Here is a 22,084-nt window from a genome sequence, read left to right as displayed (position 1 = left end):
AAATGAAACCAGTTAAAATAGCATTACTTTCAATCGTGATTGGTGGCGTTATTGGCGCTTCGGGTATGAGCTTGTACTCAGGGCATGATATGGCGGCTATGACGATGAATAACAGTTCAGAAGTCGGTGCTGAGAAAAGTGAGCCTTTATATTGGGTTGCTCCTATGGATGCAAATTATCGTCGAGATCAGCCAGGTAAATCCCCAATGGGAATGGATTTAGTGCCTGTTTATGCCGATGAAGGACAAGGAGAGAAAGCACTAGCAGGAACGGTAACAATTGATCCAAGCGTGGTTAATAACCTTGGCGTAAAAAGTGCGTTTGTCGAGAAAACGATCTTGTCACCAAATATAGATACCGTCGGTTACATCGCATTTGATGAAAGTCAATTATGGCAAGTCAACGTGCGGGCTGCGGGTTGGGTTGAGAAACTGAATATCAACGCGATTGGTGAAAAAGTAAATAAAGGCGATGTATTATTTACGCTTTACTCTCCAGAGCTTGTAAAAGCACAAGAAGAATTATTAAACGCGTATCGCACTGGCCGCAAAGGATTAGTTAAAGGCGCAAGAGATCGATTACATTCTTTTGGCGTTGATATTAAACAGATTAATTCTATTGTTAGACAAGGTAAAGCAAATAAAAACATAGAGATAAAAGCAACATCTAGTGGTGTTATTGCAAGTCTGAATATTCGTGAAGGAGGGTATTTATCGCCTTCTCAGGTTGTGATAAGCGCGGGGCCTTTGGAAGAAGTTTGGGTAGATGCAGAAGTTTTTGAGCGTCAGGCACATTGGTTATCGTCAGGCAATAAAGCGGTAATGACACTCGATGCTGTCCCTGGAAAAAAATGGGAAGGCGAAGTTGATTACGTTTATCCGATTTTAGACCCAAAAACACGAACCATGCGTATGCGCTTAAAATTTGATAACCAAGATGGTGCATTAAAGCCCAACATGTTCGCAAACATTACAATTCATCCTAAAACAAAAGAGGAAGTATTGACGATTCCTCGCCAAGCGGTAATACGTTCAAATGGTATGGAACGTGTTGTATTAGATGAAGGAGAAGGTAAATATCGTTCAGTTCGCATCATTGCAGGCCGTGAAGCTGCGAATAAAGTTGAAATCGTTAAGGGATTGAAAGAAAGCGATAAAGTAGTTACATCAGCTCAATTCTTATTAGATTCTGAATCAAGTAAAACGGCAGAACTAAGTCGAATTAATGGACCAGAAAACAGTGTTTGGATCTCTGGAAATATCACCATGCTTATGGCTGATTTTGGTATGGTCACCTTTGCTCATAAACCCGTATCACAATGGGATTGGAAAGCGGGTGAAATGAATTTTTCGGTCGATAAAGAGATTGATTTAGTTTCTTTTCGTGAAGGTGAAGCGGTTCAGTTTCTAGTTCAAAAGATAAATGATGAATATCAACTGCTTGAGATAGAGAAAGAAGGGGAATTATTATGATCCCTGCCATTATTCGTTGGTCGATAAAAAATCGATTTTTAGTGTTAGTTGCAACGTTCGCCTTAGTCGTAGCAGGGATTTACAGTGTAAAGAATACGCCAGTAGATGCTCTGCCTGATCTTTCTGATGTACAGGTGATCATCAAAACAAGTTACCCAGGACAAGCACCACAAGTGGTGGAAGATCAGGTTACCTATCCGTTAACGACAGCCATGCTTGCGGTTCCGGGAGCTGAAACCGTTCGCGGCTATTCCTTCTTTGGTGACTCGTATGTTTATATTATTTTTAATGATGATACCGATATGTACTGGGCACGTTCGCGTGTTTTAGAGTACTTAAGTCAAGTCGCACCTAAGTTACCAGCAGAAGCAAAACCGACATTAGGTCCAGATGCGACAGGTGTGGGTTGGGTTTACAGTTATGTTTTACAAGATAAAACAGGAAAACATGATCTCGCTGAATTACGTAGTTTGCAGGATTGGTTCTTAAAGTATGAATTACAAACCGTTGATGGCGTATCGGAAGTCGCGACCGTTGGCGGAATGGTCAAGCAATATCAGGTTGAAATTGATCCTGATAAATTACGAGCTTATAACCTAACACTACAGCAAATTAATAAAGCGATTAAAGACGGAAATCAAGAAGCAGGCGCCTCCGTTATTGAAGTAGCAGAAGCTGAGCATATGGTTCGCACTTCAGGTTATTTAAGCAGTATTGAAGATATTCAGTCACTGCCATTAAAAGTAACAGATAAAGGAACGCCATTGCTGCTTGGCGATATTGCAGACATTAACCTTGGACCACAAATGCGCCGTGGGATCTCCGAATTTAACGGTGAGGGTGAAGCGGTTGGTGGTGTGATCGTGATGCGATTTGGTGAGAATGCCAGTGAAGTTATTGCTAACGTGAAAGAAAAGCTTGCTCAACTTCAGAAGGGATTACCAGAAGGCGTTGAAATAAAAGCGACTTATGATAGATCAACCTTAATAGACCATGCTGTAACTAATCTATGGGAAAAATTGGCAGAAGAATTTATTGTTGTTGCGATTGTTTGCGCTCTGTTTTTATTCCATATTCGCTCATCACTAGTTATTGCATTAAGTTTACCGGTTGGAATTTTAGCCGCATTCATCGTGATGCATTGGCAAGGTATTAATGCCAATATTATGTCGTTAGGTGGTATTGCGATTGCCATTGGTGCCATGGTTGATGGTGCAATTGTAATGATAGAAAACGTACATAAGCACATAGAGAAAACCCCATTAACAGATGAAAACCGTTGGCAAGTTATCGGTAAAGCTGCGGAAGAGGTGGGAACGCCATTATTTTTCTCATTACTTATCATTACGTTAAGTTTTGTTCCTGTCTTTGCGTTAGAAGGCCAAGAAGGAAAGATGTTCTCTCCATTAGCCTTTACAAAAACTTTTGCCATGGCAGCATCAGCAGGTTTGGCTATTACCTTAGTTCCAGTATTAATGGGCTATTTTGTTCGAGGAAAGATTCTACCTGAGAATAAGAATCCAATTAATAAAACATTAGTTGCATTGTATCGCCCGCTACTTAATGTGAGTTTGCGTTTTCCTAAAACGGTTTTACTTGTTGCTATCGTACTTATGGGCTCTGCGTATTATCCGATCTCTAAAATGGGCAGTGAGTTTATTCCGCCATTGGATGAGGGCGATTTAATGTACATGCCAACAACCTATCCAGGGATCTCAATTGGTAAGGCGAGAGAGTTACTACAACAAACCAATAAACTGATTAAAACCGTTCCTGAAGTTGATACCGTGTGGGGAAAAATTGGTCGAGCGGAAACCGCGACTGATCCGGCACCATTGACCATGATAGAGACGGTTATTCAATTCAAACCAAAAGATGAATGGCGTGACGGTGTCACAACGGAATCGATCAAGAACGAGCTAGACCAATTGATTCAATTTCCCGGAATTACGAACGCATGGGTAATGCCAATCAAAACGCGTATCGATATGTTGGCGACAGGGATTAAAACCCCAATAGGAATAAAGATAGCGGGACCAGATCTAAAAGTCATAGAGAAGATCGGCGCAGAATTAGAACCTATTTTAAACGACATTCAAGGTACAACCTCTGTTTATGCAGAACGTGTAGCTGGTGGCCGTTATGTAACCATAGATATAAAACGTCGCCAAGCAGCTCGATATGGATTGAATATTAAAGATATACAACAAGTTATTTCAACCGCTGTTGGTGGCATGAATGTAGGTGAAACCATTGAAGGGTTAGAGCGTTATCCGATCAATGTTCGTTATCCACAGTCGTATCGAGATTCTGTCGTTAAATTACAAAACTTACCGCTCATTACCGCTAATGGCGCTCGAATTGCGTTAGCTGATGTGGCTGATATTCGTTATGAAGATGGTCCTCCAATGATCAAAACAGAAAATGCACGACCTAATGGTTGGGTGTTTGTTGATATTGATGGTCGAGATTTGGGCTCTTATGTTCACGAAGCTCAACAAGCAGTACATGAGCAATTGGATTTACCTGCTGGCTATTCTCTTGGTTGGTCTGGTCAATACGAATACATGGAACGAGCAAAAGAGAAATTAACGACGGTTATTCCAGTAACTATCGCGATTATTATGCTGCTTTTGTATTTAAGCTTTAAACGAATGGCTGAGGTGTTAATTATCATGGGAACATTACCGTTAGCTATGGTTGGCGGTCTGTGGCTAATGCATATATTAAACTTTAATTTCTCGATAGCTGTTGGTGTAGGGTTTATTGCTTTGTCTGGTGTTGCGGTTGAGATAGGTGTGATCATGTTGGTGTATTTAAACCAAGCATGGAATGAAAAACAAATTAATGCACAAGAACATAATAATGAACCAACTCAACAAGAGCTAACTCAAGCGATTGAAGAGGGCGCTGGATTACGTGTTCGTCCTGTAATGATGACGGTATTAACAGTGATTATTGGTTTAATTCCAATCATGTATGGCTCAGGAACAGGGTCTGAAGTTATGCAGCGGATTGCCGCCCCAATGATTGGTGGAATGGCGTCAGCATTGTTATTGACCCTAGTGGTTATTCCTGCGGTATTCAAATTATGGAAACAGCGTCAGTGCCAAGGCTTTTAAAAATAAAGCATAAATATAACTATTTGAAATAAAAACATGAGTGACTTGTACTCGTGGTGGGAATAAGTCACGTAATAAATAATTAGATAAAAGGTGATTAAAATGAAAAAGACAGTATTAGCAATCGCACTATCATTAGTAGTAAGTTCGGCAATGGCAGAGATGGACCACAGCAAAATGGATCACGGTTCAATGGATATGAAAGAAATGGACCATTCAAAAATGAATATGAAAGACATGGATATGAGCAAGATGGAAGGTATGTCTATGGACGATATGAATGCGGTAGGTATGCCAGCAACAGGTATGAAACCAAACAAAGTTGTACACGTTATTCTATCTGATGATATGAAAATCACATTTAAAAAAGAAGTGAATATTGAACCAAATGACATTGTGCAATTTGTGATTATGAATACAGGTAAAATTGATCATGAGTTCTCAATTGGCAATGAAACAGAGCAATTAGAACATCGTGAAATGATGAAGAAAATGACATCAGGTCACGCACATGATAGTGGTAGTACAGTAACCGTTCAACCAGGTAAGGCAAAGCAAATCACATGGCATTTCCATGGTGATAATAACGTAGAGTTTGCTTGTAATATCCCAGGACATGCAGAAGCAGGGATGGTAAAAAAAGTAACGTTATAATGCTAATTAGATGATACGAAAAAGCGGTAAGGTGGGTGGCCTTACCGCTTTTTTTATATCAACACTTTATCTAGAAATTACAACTTAAAGAACGCCAGTTGCTCTTTTTGTTGTTCAGCTAATCGAGATAATTCATTACTTGCACTCGCACTTTGGCTAATACCAGTTACGTTTTGATTTACAAGCTCAGACATGTTTACCACGTTACGATTAATATCTTGAGTTACTTGAGACTGCTCTTCTGCTGCGGTAGCAACTTGAGTGTTCATGTCATTAATTGCAGTAATTGATTCAGTGATGCTGACCAACGCATCTCCCGCTTTTGCGGTTAACTCTTTATTTAATTCAAGTTTATCAAGACTCGTTTGCATACTGTCATTAGCTAAACCTGACTGTTCTTGCAGTGATTCAATAATGGTTTGAATTTCTTTGGTTGACTCTTGAGTACGAGCAGCGAGTAGACGAACTTCATCCGCAACCACCGCAAATCCACGACCAGATTCACCCGCACGAGCCGCTTCAATTGCAGCATTTAGTGCAAGTAGGTTAGTTTGCTCTGAAACACCACGGATCACTTCAACCACGTTATTGATCTGCTCTGATTGCTCTTTTAAGCGATTAACAACAACAGCGGCATCAGTTAGAGCGTTTGCCATGTCTTCGCTTGCTTGATTACTTTGAGTAAAGATATCTAAACCAGAGCGAGCAAGTTCGTTTGTATCACGAGCTGTTCTATCTGCTGACAAGGCGTTATCACTTACATTATCAGCAGTGCTAGATAATTCGTTAACAGCAGAGGCAACTTGTTCAATTTCACTGAGTTCTTTTTGTGAATTTACTTCTGATTCTGTCATTACAGCTGCCAATTCAGTTGATGCTGCTGCAACATCTTCACTGATACGAGATAGTGCTTCAACAGTCGTTTGTAGTTGAGTTGCGGTTGTATTTATGTCTTTGCTTAATTCAGAAATTTCATTATCACCATTAGCGTCAGCGCGAACGGTTAAATCACCTTCTGCTAAGCGACGAATGATAACTTGGATTTTTTTGATAGGTGTAACGATAAGGCCGGATAACCACCAGGCACTGATCATTGAAAGGATAAACACTGCTAAAATGCTTAAACTAGCATTAAACTTAACTTGTGTGTTTTTTTTATAACTTTCTAGCATAGCAATATCAGAAAGTTTATTTACTTGTTGAGAAAGGCTGTTGATAGACTCAATCATGAGATTTCCGATATCACGATACTGAGAGATTAAATTGCTATAATTTTCATTAACGGTAGCGCCACTTTCTTTTTTGTTTAAGTAATTAACAACTTTATGTGAAAACTGAACGTAATCATTAATATTAGAGCGGACTTGTTTTACGTCACGAGCGAATGTTTTTCTTTCTTCCATTTCATCAAGCAAAGCATTAATGCTACTTACTTTACTTTTTAGCTCGTTTGTAAAGTTGTCACGACGACTTGTATCATAAATAGCATAAACAGCACCTATACGTAACGGATAAACGATATCATCGACTTTAGCAAGTTGATCTTTGTAAAAGACAAAAGAATTAGTGTTGCTTGCAATGATATTTTGTTCTTCTTCCAAGGTAGAAGCAGTAAAACCTAGAGAAATAAATAAGGCTAGAGCAGTAAGGATGACGGGTAATAATATTTGAATACGTATCGACGTATTTTTTAAAGAAAATTGCATTTAAGCCTCTTATTTTTGAGAGAAAAGTAAATTGTGTAATATTTACGTCATGTTTTCGAAAATTTTAGACTTTTGTCACGGTTTTGTCGATAGTAATTGTAACAAGTTATGATTTTTTTTGCCTTTAATTATTGATGTATCAGTTAAGTATTTGTTCTAATGATACTAATTTTCAATCATTTCAATTTCATAGATTTCATCGGCAATATCTTGTGTTTTTCGCTCAATAATCGTTTGAGCATCAGCCAATCCTTGATTATAAAAAACCGGACCCGCTTGCTTAATTATAAAATCCAATAAGAATTCACCATCAAATTGACCAAGTTCTGTGTCTAATTCTTGTTCAAAATAGTCTTGGAACTTTTGCACAAGCTCGTCACGTTTGTTTTTAGGTATAGTAATTGTGCTCATTGTATTCCCTTAATGTTGATTATCTGTTTGGATCTTACTAATGGCTTGATTATACATAACCCATGCCATGAACCCTGCGAAACTATTACCCACAAGTGCTCCCATAAAGATGCCATACAAGCCAAATAAATTTGAACCTATCCATATCATGGGTAAGAAACAGATAAATAGACGAAGAATTGAAATCACTAATGCGCGCATAGACACACCAAGAGCGTTGCAGGTTGACACCATTAACATGCAAATACCTAAAGAGCCAAGGCTGATAGGAACCCATAATAAATAATGGTAAATAACATCAATGACATTGCTATCGGTACTTAGCAGGCTTGCGAGTGGTTTGGCAATAATAAACAGAAGGATCGCAAGACCAATCTGCCAACAGAGAACAAATTTAGCCGCGATTTTGATTAGCTTTTGAATCTCGTCGAACTGCTTCGCGCCTAACATTCTTCCAACCATTGGCGGAATCGACATGGTAAGTGCAAGTACGACGACAATAGTAAAAAATTCGATACGAGAGGCCATCGCCCAACCCGCAACGGCAGCTGCTCCAAAACCAGCGATAATTTTCGTTGCCATCATAGAAGAGAGGGGTGGCAGAAGTTGGCTCATCATTGCTGGGGCCATTACTGCGTTTAGCTCTTTAATGGATTGCAGGATATTGAGATCGTGCCATGAAAAAGAGATCCAGTGACGTTTGAAAATAGGGGGAAGAATGATACAAAAACCAATAGTGAAAGAGACTATCGTCGCCCAAGCTGCACCGTTTAAGCCTAAGTTAAATTGAAAAATGAAAATAGGGTCAAGGATCATATTTAGGATACTGGTCGCCATCATCATTAAGCCCGGTAGTTTAGTATCACCGTTGGCACGACACACACTATAAGCAAAATAGATCATAGCCCCTGCCCAGCAACTTGCTAACCATACTGGCCAATAACTATCGATTATGGGAAATACATTGGCTTCTGCGCCTAGTAGGCCAAGCAATAAACCTCGAGAGAACCAAATGAGCAGACACATGATAAATACCATTGCGGCACCCAGCGAGAGAACTAATCCGGCAAGCTGCTTGGCTTTTTTTATTTGTTGAGCGCCTAATACTCGTGCGATTACAGCGGTTGTCGCAATGCCTAATCCAACTTGCAAACCAATAATGACCATCTGTAATGGCATGGTAAACCCTTGAGCAGCAAGAGGAAGTATTCCTAGTTGGCCGATAAAGGCACTATCAACTAATTGAAAGCTCATTAGAGAAAGAACACCAAACATCATTGGCCATGTCATTTGAAAAAGCTGTTTTGAGAGAGAAGGACTTGGCATGATTAAAGGGTGCTCTAAAAGTATTGGTCGGCCATTGTACTGATTATAGAGTAAGACACAAACAGGAGTCTGATTACTTTTAATTTTATGATAAAAAGCCTCTATGAAAATAAATGCTTGTAATTATTCATAGAGGCGGAGAATAGGAACCTTATATTTAATTAAAAAATCTATTAAATGCTCGGCAGCAAAGAGCCAGGCATTAAGGTGTTGTACTTTGCTTCAAGCAGTAAGGTATTAGCTTTGGCTATATCTGGCGCAAAATAACGGTCTTTATCATAGAAATCAACACGCTCACGTAGCATTGCCTTTGCTTCTTCTATACGTTCTGAACTCTTATTTGGTGATCTAAAGTCTAGACCTTGTGCAGATGCCAATAGCTCTACGGCTAATATTCCACGCGTATTCTCAGACATATCCCCTAGGCGACGGCCAGCAAAAGTTGCCATTGATACGTGATCTTCTTGGTTGGCTGAGGTTGGTAAACTGTCGATAGAAGCAGGGTGAGCTAATGTTTTGTTTTCACTAGCTAGTGCAGCCGCGGTAACCTGAGCAATCATAAAACCTGAGTTTACGCCGCCATTATCAACTAAGAATGGAGGGAGTTTACTTAAACCATTGTCGATAAGAAGCGCCATTCGACGCTCTGATAAACTGCCTATTTCAGCAATGGCGAGAGCAAGGTTATCTGCTGCCATAGCAACAGGTTCAGCATGGAAATTACCACCAGAGATAATGTCACCATCATCAGCAAAGACTAATGGATTATCTGACACTGAGTTGGCTTCTACTTCTAGAGTGTCTGCCGAATTTCTTATCTGCTGTAAACAAGCCCCCATCACTTGGGGTTGGCAGCGTAATGAATAGGGGTCTTGTACTCGTTCACAGCATTGATGAGAAAGACCAATCTCACTATTTTGACCTAATAAATGACGATAACCTAAAGCGGCATCCATTTGACTACGATGGCCACGCACACGGTGAATTCGTGGATCAAACGGCTTACGGCTGCCAAGTGCGGCTTCTACAGACATGGCACCACATACGGTGGCTGCAGCATAAAGATCTTCAGCCGCAAATAAGCCTTCTAAAGCAAAGGCAGTAGAGGCCTGAGTTCCGTTGAGAAGTGCTAATCCTTCTTTTGGTGCGAGTGTTATTGGCTCTAATCCTGCTATTTCTAAGGCTTTTAGTCCTGAAATCACTTCGCCTTTATAACGAGCTTCCCCTTCGCCTAGTAAAACGGTACTCATGTGCGCTAAAGGAGCAAGATCACCAGAAGCACCCACAGATCCTTTTTTAGGAATGCACGGATAAACCTCTGAATTGACCAATTGTATTAATGCATTAACGACGGATGGGCGGATACCAGAATAACCACGTGAAAGACTGTTTATTTTGAGTACAATCATTAAGCGTACGGTGGCATCATTCATGAACTCACCGATGCCAGCAGCATGGGAGAGAACAATACTACGCTGTAGAGTTTCTAAATCTTCTTCAGCAATTCGAGTGTTTGCCAACAGGCCAAAACCAGTGTTAATGCCATAGACGGTTTTATCTTCACGGATCACTTGAGCAACCACTTCGGCACTGGTCAGCATATCGGGCAATGCATCTGGACTTAATGATAGCTGAGTAGGCTGGCGGCTCACTTCACGTAATTGTTTTAGAGATAACTTGCCTGGAATAATTTCTAATGAATACATAGTTCGTTTCTCGTTTCTCGTTATGGTTGTGATACCAACTCGTGTCTCTAGGTTGGTATTCTTTATAATTATTTTTAAAATTGAAATGTAGAGTTTATGTCTGTTGGTTTTATTCAGATAACATTGGTAAATCTAAGCCTTGTTCTTTGGCGCAATTAATCGCGATGTCATAACCCGCATCCGCATGACGCATGACGCCGGTGGCAGGGTCATTATGAAGTACTCGACCAACACGCTCTGCCGCATCATCACTGCCATCACACACAATCACCATGCCTGAATGTTGAGAGAACCCCATACCCACACCACCGCCGTGATGCAGAGATACCCAAGTAGCGCCCGAAGCCGTATTTAATAGGGCATTTAATAGTGGCCAATCAGATACTGCGTCAGAGCCATCCATCATGCCTTCGGTTTCACGGTTTGGACTGGCAACCGAGCCTGAATCAAGATGATCTCGACCAATGACAATCGGTGCTTTTAGCTCTCCATTTTTTACCATTTCATTAAAGGCTTTACCGAGACGTGCACGATCTTTTAAACCAACCCAACAAATACGTGCAGGTAATCCTTGGAATTGAATACGCTCTCGCGCCATATCAAGCCAGTTGTGCAGATGTGGATTATCTGGAATGAGTTCTTTTACTTTTTGATCGGTCTTATAGATGTCTTCTGGATCGCCAGAAAGGGCAGCCCAACGGAAAGGCCCAACCCCTTCACAGAATAGCGGACGAATATAAGCAGGTACAAAACCCGGAAAATCAAAGGCATTAGCGATACCTTTTTCTAAGGCCATTTGACGAATATTATTACCGTAATCGACAGTTGCAGAGCCTGATTTTTGTAAATCCAGCATGGCTTGAACTTGAATTGCCATTGATTTTTTAGCCGCTGATACAACAACTGATTCATCTTTTAAACGCATTTCAGCAGCATGTTCCATTGACCAACCCTGAGGAAGATAACCATTGAGAGGATCGTGTGCAGAGGTTTGATCGGTTGTTACATCAGGCACAATGCCGCGTTGAACAATTTCTGCATAAACATCAGCGGCATTTCCCAGTAAACCTACTGAGATCGGTGTTGCTGTCTGTTTTGCGTCTTCAATAATGGCAAGGGCTTCATCTAATGTGGTGGCTTTACGATCAACATACCCAGTACGGAGACGATAATCGATACGCGACTCATCACACTCTACCGCAAGCATTGAAAAGCCAGCCATGGTTGCCGCAAGCGGTTGTGCGCCACCCATACCTCCAAGTCCACCAGTAAGAACCCAACGCCCTTGAGCCTTGCCATCAAAATGTTGCTTTGCCATTGCAACAAAGGTTTCATAAGTCCCTTGAACGATGCCTTGAGAGCCAATGTAGATCCAACTGCCAGCCGTCATTTGACCGTACATCATCAAGCCTTGTTTATCGAGTTCGTTAAAGTGTTCCCAATTGGCCCAATGAGGAACCAAGTTGGAATTGGCAATTAACACGCGTGGGGCATTAGTGTGAGTTTTAAACACACCAACAGGCTTTCCTGATTGCACCATCAAGGTTTCATCGTCTTCAAGGCGAGTCAGCACTTCTACAATTTTGTCGTAGCATTGCCAATTTCGCGCAGCACGACCAATACCACCATACACAACCAGAGCATGAGGGTGCTCTGCTACATCAGGATGTAAGTTATTCATTAACATACGAAGTGGGGCTTCGGTTAGCCAAGATTTAGCGGTGAGTGTTGTACCTGTTGGGGCAATAATAGTACGAGTCTCATCCAATCTAGGGTTAGATGGCGATGCATGTGTCATTGTTGCTCTCCTTGCGAGTTAATAGATCTAAAAATAAAAGCATTACGCTTTCATTCCATGAGTAATGGTCCAAGCGAGTCTTGCTGCTAAGCGTGCTGTTTGATTATCAATATCAAAATTAGGGTTAAACTCAGCCATATCCGCTAATAGTAATTTAGGCTTACCGTGATGATTTTTAGCCTTCAAAATATGGCAGATTAGAGGCTCAATGATCTCAAGCGAAACCCCACGAACAGCAGGTGCGCTCACTCCGGGAGCCGTTGATGCAGGAAAAATATCGATATCTATCGTGAGATAAAGGTAGTCATTTTGGTCAATAAAGCGAGATAAGCCTTGTTGAATTAATGAGAAGTTAGCGTGTGTCATTTCGGTATCATCAAAATAGAGTACACCCAGATCATCCGCTTTTTGGTAAAGGGCTTGAGTATTACTGCCTCGGTTTAATCCTAAGCAGGCGTAATTAAATGGCCACCCATTCGTTTTACAATATTGAGCGATTTGATGAAAAGGAGTGCCTGAGGTGCCAAGCTGCTGTTCTGATGACCCTTCAGATAAGTGTTCTTTTTGTGGTGGATTTCGTAGATCAAAGTGCGCATCAAAGTTAATAATTCCAATGCGTGGTGGCGTTTTTTGTTGCTTTAATTCAGTAATATTTTTTAAATGACGCGCAATGCCTTGAAAAGAACCCCATGCAACTTCATGACCGCCACCAAAAACAATCACTTGGTTATGGTTAGAAAGGGCATGTTCAACACTATCACCAAGTTGATGTTGTGCTATTTCAAGTTCTGCATCATCACAGCAGATATCACCCCCATCAAAAATGGCTTTATTATGATGCCAAGCTAAATTGGTTAAGGCGCGTCGAATGATTTGTGGAGCAGAATAAGCACCAATACGCCCTTTATTGCGATAAACCCCTTCATCACAAGCAAAACCAAGCAACATGATCCCATCTGTGCTTGAACTCGTTGCTGCTGTAATTTTTTGATGCCAACGTAAACCGAGTTCACCATCTTCAGGATCAACTCTGCCTTGCCATACCGACATATCAATCATTGGCTTAGTTTTCATGAAAAAGGACTCCATCAACGACACGAGCGAGAAGGTCGGGTACGCCTAAGCGATATGACAGTTCTGCAGGAGAATCGAGTTGCCATAATGCGAAATCAGCATCCATGCCCACTTCAATCGTTCCGCGTGAGTCTTGCAATCCAAGTGCTTGAGCTGCATTGCAAGTTACGCCCCGTAAGGATTCTTCAGGTGTTAATTTAAATAAAGTGCAAGCCATATTCATCATGGTACGAAGCGAAGCTATAGGTGATGTACCGGGGTTGAAATCAGTGGCAATGGCCATGGGAACTTGATGTTTACGCAGTAATTCAATTGGTGGGAGTTTGGTTTCTCGCAAGAAATAAAAGGCGCCAGGTAAAAGAGTTGCTACGGTATTATTCTGTGCTAATACTTTGACTCCACCTTCATCAAGATATTCAATATGATCAACCGAAGAGGCGCCCATTGAAGCGACTAATGCACTACCGCCAAGATTCGATAACTGCTCAGTATGGCCTTTGATTTTTAGACCGTGCTCTAATGCAGCATTGAATACACGCTTGCATTGCGTAGTTGAAAACCCAATGCCCTCACAAAATACATCAACATGATCCGCTAATTTTTCCTTTGCTACTGTCGGAATAATGGAGTTACAAATTAGCGTAATGTAATCATCAGGGTTATTTTTGTATTCAGGAGGAAGGGCGTGAGCTGCAAGCAATGTGGCAGAGACTTTTATATCTGGAAGTTCAGCAATACGTTTGGCTACTCTAAGTATTTTTATTTCATCATCAAGCGTTAATCCATAACCTGATTTAATCTCAATAGTAGTTACACCGTCACGTTTCGACCCTTCTAGACGCTGAACTGCTAAATGGTAAAGTTCATCTTCGGTGGCTTCGCGAGTTGCGTGTACTGTTGATAAAATCCCTCCACCTTGTTTTGCTATTTCTTCATATGGGATACCTTGTAAGCGTAATTCAAATTCATTAGCTCGATTACCAGCAAAAACAAGATGTGTATGGCAATCAATCAATCCTGGAGTGACTAAGGCATGCCCGCAATCAACGATGTCTGGGTGACCGTGAAATATTTCAGAACAAGCAGGACCGACGTACTCAATTACTCCATTCGTAACTCCAATCATTGCATTCTTTATCACTTGGTAACCATCACTAGGATTAGAAAGAGGTGATTGCATTGTGACGAGATTGAGGTTGGTAAATAGTCTGTCCATATACACTTCCTATGATGACCAATATAATTAAAGCTTAATATGTATATACAAATTAATAGTCGGTTTTGAAAAGAAAGACAAGATAGGATGTAATGGAATTGTGATCATAAGAGCAATTTATAACCACTAAATACTAAGAATTGAGAGGATGATAAATAATTAGAAAAATGAAATTAAGAGGTAATTAGCGAATAGGTGATGAGATTATCGGTTCCATTATTATTCAACATGCCTATAGCTGAACGCCTAGGCATAGAGGGTCTGCTTGTAGGGAATACTAGAATTACACCTTGGTACGAGAGGTGAGTTTATATCTTTCTCCTGGATGATATAACAGCGCAATGCTTATAAGGTTGTCTTTACTCCACGTTCTGCGATTGAGTAATAAGCAAGGTGTATTGTTATTCATCTCTAGGAGCTGGGTAATATGAAATGGTGGGATAATGGCTTCAACCGTGTGCTCTATATCACTAAGAGGACAGGCTTGTACAAGGTATTCGTTAGGTGTTTGCTTCGTAAAGTCTTGCTCTATATAGCTAGGTGCAAAAATTGGATTAACCCAGCGTTCTTCAACTTGGATAGGAATATCATTTTCATAATGAACTATTTGGGTAAAATAAATATTGGTATCATTACGAACCCCGATATGGAGAGCAATATCATTACGCGCTAACATGGTTTCTATTTTTATGACTTTACAACTGTAATAATGACCACGTTGACGGACTTCTTCAGCAATATTTCTAATTTCCATTAGTGGAGATTCAGCTTTTTTGTGGCAAACAAATGTTCCAAGCCGTGGTGTTCGTTTTAATAATCCCTCAGAAACTAATTCTTTAATTGCTTTATTGGCAGTCATTCGGCTAACCGAAAATTCATTCGCCAATGCAACTTCGGTTGGGATCTTAAAACCAACAGGCCAAGCTCGGGTTTGAATCTTTTCATTTAAGTATTGCTTTATTTGTTGGTAGCGTGGCGATTGAGTCATAATAGTCTACTTATTAAATTGACTATACAAATAAAGCAATTTTTAAACAGAGTTGCAAGTTCATTATGTTAGAAATGTTCTCTATACGAAATAATAAAAAGGACGGAGCAATAAGAACCGTCTCTTATTTGGCTAGGGCTATTTTTTAGATGTTATATTGTGAAAATTTAATGTGCCGTAGTAGACTCCTGAACGTTAAGGTAGAGAGTTTAATGTAATGCATTTATTAGATAGGTTAAGTATTCGTCTTTTTCATGATGAAAGACAGAAGCAGTTTTCAGGTGACCATGCGAGAAGCTTAGGTTGGAGTTCAACTGAATCTCAGTTTTTACGTTTTAAAACCATGGTTAACACATTAAATTTTGATAATAAACGCGTACTAGATTTGGGCTGTGGCTATGGGGATTTTAAAACCTTTCTTGATATGAGCTGCTGTGTGAAATCTTATATTGGGGTAGATCAACAAAGTAGTTTTATTAGGCAAGCAAAAGCCAATTTTAAGCAGCAAATCAATTGTGAGTTTATTAAAGGGGATTTTTCATCAACCACATTACCAATTGTTGATATCGTGGTGGCGAGTGGTTCGCTTAATTATCGAGCAAGAAATAAAACGTATCATGCAAAAGTAATTAGAATTATGTATGAGAAGGCAGAAGAGGCAGTCATTTTTAACTTATTGAATAGTGATCATTTTGAATCTTCAAGTTTGTTGGAGGCACATAATCCAGAGCTGGTACTTAATTATTGTTTAAGTCTATGCCCAAATAGTGAATTAATTACTGGTTATACTAATGAAGATTTTACGATAGTCATGCGTAAGTAAAGCTAGCTTCATTAATGTTTAGAGACAAAAATGGCTAATCAAAAGATTAGCCATTATAGAATGTAATAAGTTTTTTTTCTTTTGTATTGATTATTTAAAGTCTAATAACTCAACGTCAAAAATCAGTACTGAACCAGGTTGAATAGAACCCGCAGCACGATTGCCGTAAGCCAAATTACTCGGAATAAAGAAACGCATCTTTTGACCAACAACCATCAATTGAACACCTTCTGTCCAACCTTTGATTACTTGACCTAAACCAAATTCAATTGGTTCACCACGTTCAACTGAGCTGTCAAATACGTCGCCATTGATAGTCGTACCATGGTAATGAACTTTCACTTTGCTCTTTGATGTCGGGTGTTCAATACCTGTACCTTCTTGAAGTACAAGATATTGAAGACCAGATGCCGTTGTTTGAACGCCTTCTTTTGTTGCATTTTCAGCTAAAAATGCGTTCCCAATTTCAATGTTCTCTTTTGCTGCTTTTGGGTTATTTACAAAGTGTTGAAAAAGCATATAACCAATAATGATAACTGCAATTGTGATGATGATTTTAGACACGATACTTCCTTATATTAAGATACTTATTCGAGTTAATTATTTTTCTAATAGGTAACGGATAGTTTCTGCGATTTTCTTAGGATCGTCATGACCACCAATTAATACGTTGTATTTACCGTTAACCACAAAAGTAGGAACAGAGCTGATACCTGATTGTTCAGAAAGCATTTTTGCGGTATCTACTTTTTTGATCAAAATATCACGTTGCTCTTCATTAAACTCGTAAGGACTTGTAAGGCCACGAGAAGTGAATGCTTTAGAATATGCTTCTTGTTGCTGGGTTAGAGTTGTCCCTTCACCCATTTGAGTTGCTGAAAATAAGTCTTCCATAAATGCGTGATCGGGTGTGCCTTCTACTTGCATTTCTGCAGCATAGTAGAACATAGCAGCAACATGTGCTGATTGGTTAAAAGTGATGTGCATTTTGTCTATATCTGTACCAGCTTCTTGGCTAATCACAGGTAAGAAGTTTTCCATGTTACGGCAATGGCCACAAGATAGGGCAAAAACTTCGGTTACTGGTGCAATAGAGTCAGTTGGTAAGGTGGTAGAAAGCACTTCATACTGAACGCCTTCTTTTGGTTCATTAGTATCACCACACGCTGTTAGAAAAAGGGAAGAAGAAAGGATGAGCAATAATGGTTTGATAATTGATTTCATGTAAATTTCCATTGATTATGATTATGAATGAAAATAGCATGATTTTCAGAAAGTAGAAATGAAATAGGACAACAAATGTCGTCCTATTTTAGTAAAATTGTGTAAAGAATTTATATTATTATACTTTACGTACCTGGATGATCATTCCCATTAATGGGTGATCAATGTAATGAGTTTCACCACTGCGCATTTTACGCTTTTCTTCCATGCGGTAAGATTTTAAGAACTCTTTTACTTCAGTTTCAGGCGTTACGTCTTCTAGGTGACCTAACTGAATATCCGCATTTGGATCTTCAATTGCTGTCGCTTCAGTAGATAATTCTGCGGTTTCCGTGGTTGTTACTTCGTCAGAATAAGTAGAGGTTGTTTCTGTAATAACGTCTTTTTCTTCTTTTGGTGTGCTGACGATAAATTCGTGTTGACCAGGAACTTTAAGGTCTAAAATCGTATTTACGTATAGGTAATGTTGAACGTAAACCTGCATTGTTCCATCTAACTCAAGAAGAGGGCCAGAAGATGGTGTTGTTGCTGCTGTATCTTCCTCAAGAGTTTCTGAGCCTTCAATAAGCGCAGGTTTTGGTGCGTCTAAAGGAACCAGTGATAAATCAGCGTTTGCATCTTCAATAGTTCGACCATCAGCAACAAAGCGGTCAGATAAATCTTGTCCAGCTTGGATGTGGAAGATAGGAGAACGAGATGAGCCTGAATCACCTTGGCGCCAAGCGACATGTACTAACGGTTTAAATCCAGCATGATTTTGCAGTTTAGTATAAGCTTCATTTAGTTTGTAGTAACCAGAAGGAAGCAGTGATGCACCATTACTGCTCATCATTTTTTTATCGCGGTATGAGAAAGCACGCTCTAAGTTAATAGGGGCAAGAATATCAGGCCATGATTCTTGGAAAGAGGATGGCTCAACATTGCGCTTAAAGATGATGACTTCAATGTCAAATTGACGAGCAAATGAAGGCCAACTTGCTAGTAAAATCAACGCGTATATAAATTTTTTCATTCAAACTCCGGTAAAATGCTTCTCATAAAGTCTCGGCTATCCATAGGTGAGGCTTAATATTTTATATTATTATCAATCTAATAGTTAGATTCTATTTTCGTAAAACAAATTGAGCAAGTCTATTACGTATTTAATTCGCACTTGTCTCTCTGTTAAGTCTTTTATAAATTTAATCTTAGTTGGTCCATCCAGAGCAAAACCTGTCGGATCTTTTTGCAATAATGACACAAGGAACATAGGGTTTATGTCAGCAGTAGGTTCAAATTCAATATAACCACCATTGCCATGGGCTTCTAATTTTTTCACTTTTAATGATGCTGCAAGCATTTTCACTTCAGAGCTGACTAATAATGTTTGAGTTGCTTCTGGTAATGAGCCAAAGCGGTCAATGATTTCTACTTTGAGTTCATCAAGCTCACTATTACTTACCACACTTGCAATTCGTTTATATAAAGACAGTCGTGTATTTACATCTGGAATGTAATCTTCAGGAATTAATGCAGGTAAGCGAAGCTCTACTTCTGTTTGTTCACGCAATAAATCATCTAACGATGGCTCTTTACCTTCTTTTAAGGCTTCAACTGCTTGCTCTAGCATTTCCATATAAAGGGTAAAACCAACAGATTGAATTTGACCACTTTGACCATCACCTAATAATTCACCTGCTCCACGGATTTCTAAATCGTGCGTAGCTAGTGTAAAACCTGCGCCCAAATCTTCCAATGATGCGATAGCATCTAAACGTTTGATGGCATCTTTACTTAATGCTTTAGGATGAGGTGTTAATAGGTAGGCATACGCTTGGTGATGCGAACGACCGACACGACCACGTAATTGATGAAGTTGTGCTAAACCTAATTTATCGGCACGGTCCATAATGATGGTATTTGCTGTTGGAACATCAATACCTGTTTCAATAATGGTTGTACAAACAAGAACATTGAAACGCTGATGATAAAAGTCACCCATAATACGTTCTAGTTCGCGCTCACGCATTTGACCATGAGCTAAGGTAACTCGAGCTTCTGGGATCAGTTTTTCAATCTCTTCTGCGGCGTGTTGAATAGTTTCTACGTTATTGTGGAGAACATATACTTGGCCACCACGTTTGATTTCACGCAGAATCGCTTCTTTGATCACATCATCCGCTTTTTCACGTACAAAGGTTTTAATCGCCAATCGACGAGCCGGTGGTGTTGCGATGATTGATAAATCGCGCATGCCACTCATTGCCATATTCAAGGTTCTTGGAATTGGCGTTGCGGTTAGCGTTAGAATATCTACGTCTGAACGCATCGCTTTTACTTTTTCTTTTTGACGGACACCAAAACGGTGCTCTTCATCCACAATTAGTAAACCAAGATCTTCAAACTTGATACTGTCTTGCAGTAATTTGTGAGTACCGATTAAGATATCCACTTTGCCTTCCGCAGTGGCAGCTAATATTTCTTTTTGCTCTTTGGCTGATTTAAAGCGAGACAACACTTCCACTCGAATTGGGAAGTTAGCAAAACGATCTCGGAAGTTCTCAAAATGCTGCTGAGCAAGTAGGGTGGTTGGAACTAATACTGCCACTTGTTTTTCGTTGTGTGTTGCTAAGAATGCTGCGCGCATGGCAACTTCTGTCTTACCAAAACCCACATCACCACAAACGAGACGATCCATCGCTTTAGCTTGGCACATATCGGATAGCACATCGTTAATGGCGATTTCTTGGTCATGCGTTTCTTCAAACGGGAAGCTTGATCTAAAATCAGCATAAGCATCACGATCTTGTTTAAAAGCAAAGCCCGGTTTAATTGCTCGTTTAGCATAAACATCCAGTAACTCTGCTGCGACATCACGTACTTTTTCTGCTGCTTTACGACGTGCTTTGCTCCACGTATCACTGCCCAGTTTGCTGATAGGGGCAGTTTCATCGGCTCCTGCTGAATATCGACTGATCAGATTTAATGATGAAACAGGAACATACAGTTTGGTTTCATTGAGGTATTCCAACATCATATATTCCGCTGGCATATCACCAACGTCTAACGTTTGAAGTCCCATGTAACGGCCAATACCGTGATCAATGTGAACCACTGGCTGACCAATTTTTAATTCAGCGAGATTACGGATCAGTGTATTGCTGTTTATTGATTTGTTATCACCACGACGGCGACGTTGAATTACTCGCTCACCTAATAAGTCACTTTCACAAATAAAAGCAACGCATGGGTTTTGAAGAATAAAGCCGTGTTCAGCCGAGCCAATCACTAACGTGGCTTTATTTTTATGGCCAACGGCGTCTTTCATTGAATCACAAATGGCAGGTTTTAATTTAATACGTGCTAATAATTCAAGAAGGGCTTCACGACGACCTTCAGATTCAACAGAGAAAATAACCTGACCACTGAATTTCTCATAGAATTGACGAAATTGAGCAAATGGTTCTTTATTTTGATGCTGAATTGCAATTTCTGGCAGTTCTAGTAAATCAGGATTAAAACGGCCAGCTTTTTCAATCTCAGGCTCTTTTGCCAGTTTTACACGCGGATATTGTTTGAATAAGCCAAACATATCAGAGGTATTTAACCAAAGTTCATTTACCGGCAACAGCGGACGAAGTGGGTCCACTCGACGTTGATCGTAACGGTACTCGGCATCGGCCAAGAAATCATTGGCTGATTTTTCTATATCACCAATAGTAACCAGTAATGTGTTATCTGGTAGGTAGTCGAACAACGTTTCGGTTTCATCAAAAAACAGTGGTTGCCAGTACTCAATACCTGCAGGCCAAGCGCCTTTACTGATTTGTTGATAAACAGACTCTGGCTCACGGCGAGCATCAAAGCGTTGACGCCAGCGAATACGGAAATCTTCTATCGCGACATCATCGCTTGGGAATTCATGAGCAGGAAGCAGGTTTATAGATTTTACTTCTTCAATCGTACGTTGGTTTTCAGGATCAAACTGACGAATGGTGTCAATTTCATCATCGAAAAAATCAATACGGTAAGGGTGCGCATTACCCATTGGGAATAAATCAAGAATAGAACCACGGCTAGCATATTCACCATGACTCATGACTTGGTCAACGTGTAAGTAACCGGATTTCTCTAGCTGCAATTTTAGCTTATCAAACGATAGGCGATCACCTACCTTTACGACTAATGCGTGTTTGTGTAGGAAAGATTGCGGTGATTGACGTTGTAATAAGGTACTAACAGGAACAATTAGCGTCCCATCTTTTTGCTGAGGCAAATGATATAGGCGCGATAAACGGTCAGAAATAATGTCCTGATGCGGAGAAAAGCTGTCGTAAGGAAGGGTTTCCCAATCAGGAAAAACCTCTACTGAACGTTGGCTAAATTGGTTGATTTCATTTTGTAAACGAAATGCCAACTGCGGTTCAGTAACCGCAACCACGACAGGGCCAGTGTGTTGTTGCTCAATCTCTGCAATCGCAAGCGCTAGAGAAGAGCCCGTAAGATTACCAATTGAGCGTGTATCATTGGCTTTGGTTGGTAACGGTAATGACAGTAAGTTTTTTATAGGCATCAGGATATTCAG

At 40.1% G+C, this 22,084-nt stretch carries 16 protein-coding genes; 4 read left to right on the top strand and 12 right to left on the bottom strand.

The genetic code is table 11. The annotated features are described in order from the left end of the window. Positions 1-2 precede the first annotated feature (2 nt). From AC2IP4_RS20245 to copI, 3 genes are all read left to right on the top strand, one after another. On the top strand, positions 3-1,472 hold the full coding sequence (locus tag AC2IP4_RS20245; protein ID WP_375320476.1) for an efflux RND transporter periplasmic adaptor subunit: 1,470 nt from the start codon (positions 3-5) through the stop codon (positions 1,470-1,472). After that, a complete protein-coding gene (locus AC2IP4_RS20240; RefSeq protein ID WP_486310951.1) occupies positions 1,469-4,594 on the top strand; it encodes an efflux RND transporter permease subunit in 3,126 nt (1,041 codons plus the stop codon). The genes AC2IP4_RS20245 and AC2IP4_RS20240 overlap by 4 nt, the downstream gene beginning before the upstream one ends. A gap of 102 nt (positions 4,595-4,696) precedes the next feature. After that, positions 4,697-5,248 (top strand): copper-resistant cuproprotein CopI, encoded by a 552-nt coding sequence (gene copI / locus AC2IP4_RS20235; protein WP_486310950.1) that lies wholly within the window; start codon positions 4,697-4,699, stop codon positions 5,246-5,248. Positions 5,249-5,325: 77 nt separating this feature from the next. On the opposite strand, the gene AC2IP4_RS20230 is transcribed toward copI, so the two are convergent. The 8 genes from AC2IP4_RS20230 to hutC all read right to left on the bottom strand — a co-directional run bounded on the left by AC2IP4_RS20230 (position 5,326) and on the right by hutC (position 15,473). Beyond that, the gene (locus AC2IP4_RS20230) at positions 5,326-6,954 is read right to left on the bottom strand and encodes a methyl-accepting chemotaxis protein (RefSeq protein ID WP_486310949.1); all 1,629 of its coding nucleotides are present in this window, start codon (positions 6,952-6,954) and stop codon (positions 5,326-5,328) included. A gap of 165 nt (positions 6,955-7,119) precedes the next feature. Further along, entirely contained in the window at positions 7,120-7,365 is a 246-nt protein-coding gene (locus tag AC2IP4_RS20225) for a DUF2164 domain-containing protein (RefSeq protein ID WP_486310948.1), read from the bottom strand. A gap of 9 nt (positions 7,366-7,374) precedes the next feature. After that, positions 7,375-8,691, bottom strand: coding sequence for an MATE family efflux transporter (locus tag AC2IP4_RS20220; protein WP_486310947.1), 1,317 nt, complete (start codon positions 8,689-8,691; stop codon positions 7,375-7,377). A gap of 173 nt (positions 8,692-8,864) precedes the next feature. Beyond that, the gene (hutH, locus tag AC2IP4_RS20215; protein ID WP_375320482.1) at positions 8,865-10,397 is read right to left on the bottom strand and encodes a histidine ammonia-lyase; all 1,533 of its coding nucleotides are present in this window, start codon (positions 10,395-10,397) and stop codon (positions 8,865-8,867) included. Between the two features lie 109 nt (positions 10,398-10,506). Beyond that, a complete protein-coding gene (hutU, locus tag AC2IP4_RS20210) occupies positions 10,507-12,195 on the bottom strand; it encodes a urocanate hydratase (protein ID WP_375320483.1) in 1,689 nt (562 codons plus the stop codon). Between the two features lie 42 nt (positions 12,196-12,237). Further along, entirely contained in the window at positions 12,238-13,269 is a 1,032-nt protein-coding gene (gene hutG, locus AC2IP4_RS20205) for a formimidoylglutamase (protein ID WP_375320484.1), read from the bottom strand. Next, positions 13,259-14,485 carry an imidazolonepropionase gene (hutI, locus tag AC2IP4_RS20200; RefSeq protein ID WP_375320485.1) on the bottom strand — a complete coding sequence of 409 codons (1,227 nt, stop codon included), beginning with the start codon at positions 14,483-14,485 and terminating at the stop codon, positions 13,259-13,261. The genes hutG and hutI overlap by 11 nt, the downstream gene beginning before the upstream one ends. Positions 14,486-14,768: 283 nt before the next feature. Further along, complete coding sequence (hutC, locus tag AC2IP4_RS20195) at positions 14,769-15,473, bottom strand: histidine utilization transcriptional repressor HutC (RefSeq protein ID WP_375320486.1); 705 nt, start codon at positions 15,471-15,473, stop codon at positions 14,769-14,771. 217 nt (positions 15,474-15,690) lie between these two features. Here hutC and AC2IP4_RS20190 point away from each other — a divergent pair, with 217 nt between their 5' ends. Further along, positions 15,691-16,296 (top strand): class I SAM-dependent methyltransferase, encoded by a 606-nt coding sequence (locus tag AC2IP4_RS20190; protein WP_375320487.1) that lies wholly within the window; start codon positions 15,691-15,693, stop codon positions 16,294-16,296. A 90-nt stretch (positions 16,297-16,386) separates the two neighbouring features. On the opposite strand, the gene bamJ is transcribed toward AC2IP4_RS20190, so the two are convergent. The 4 genes from bamJ to mfd form a co-directional block, all read right to left on the bottom strand. Next, positions 16,387-16,860, bottom strand: coding sequence for a BamJ family beta-barrel-assembly machinery protein (bamJ, locus tag AC2IP4_RS20185; protein ID WP_375320488.1), 474 nt, complete (start codon positions 16,858-16,860; stop codon positions 16,387-16,389). 36 nt (positions 16,861-16,896) lie between these two features. Then, positions 16,897-17,520, bottom strand: coding sequence for a thiol:disulfide interchange protein DsbA/DsbL (locus tag AC2IP4_RS20180; RefSeq protein ID WP_375320489.1), 624 nt, complete (start codon positions 17,518-17,520; stop codon positions 16,897-16,899). A gap of 118 nt (positions 17,521-17,638) precedes the next feature. Continuing rightward, positions 17,639-18,532: a peptidoglycan binding protein CsiV gene (locus tag AC2IP4_RS20175; protein WP_375320490.1), complete on the bottom strand. Its 894-nt coding sequence runs from the start codon at positions 18,530-18,532 to the stop codon at positions 17,639-17,641. An 84-nt stretch (positions 18,533-18,616) separates the two neighbouring features. Continuing rightward, the gene (gene mfd, locus AC2IP4_RS20170; protein ID WP_375320491.1) at positions 18,617-22,072 is read right to left on the bottom strand and encodes a transcription-repair coupling factor; all 3,456 of its coding nucleotides are present in this window, start codon (positions 22,070-22,072) and stop codon (positions 18,617-18,619) included. Positions 22,073-22,084: the final 12 nt, after the last annotated feature.

The sequence above is a fragment of the Aliivibrio thorii genome, from assembly GCF_057368585.1.
This window is presented reverse-complemented; position numbering and strand designations above follow the sequence as displayed.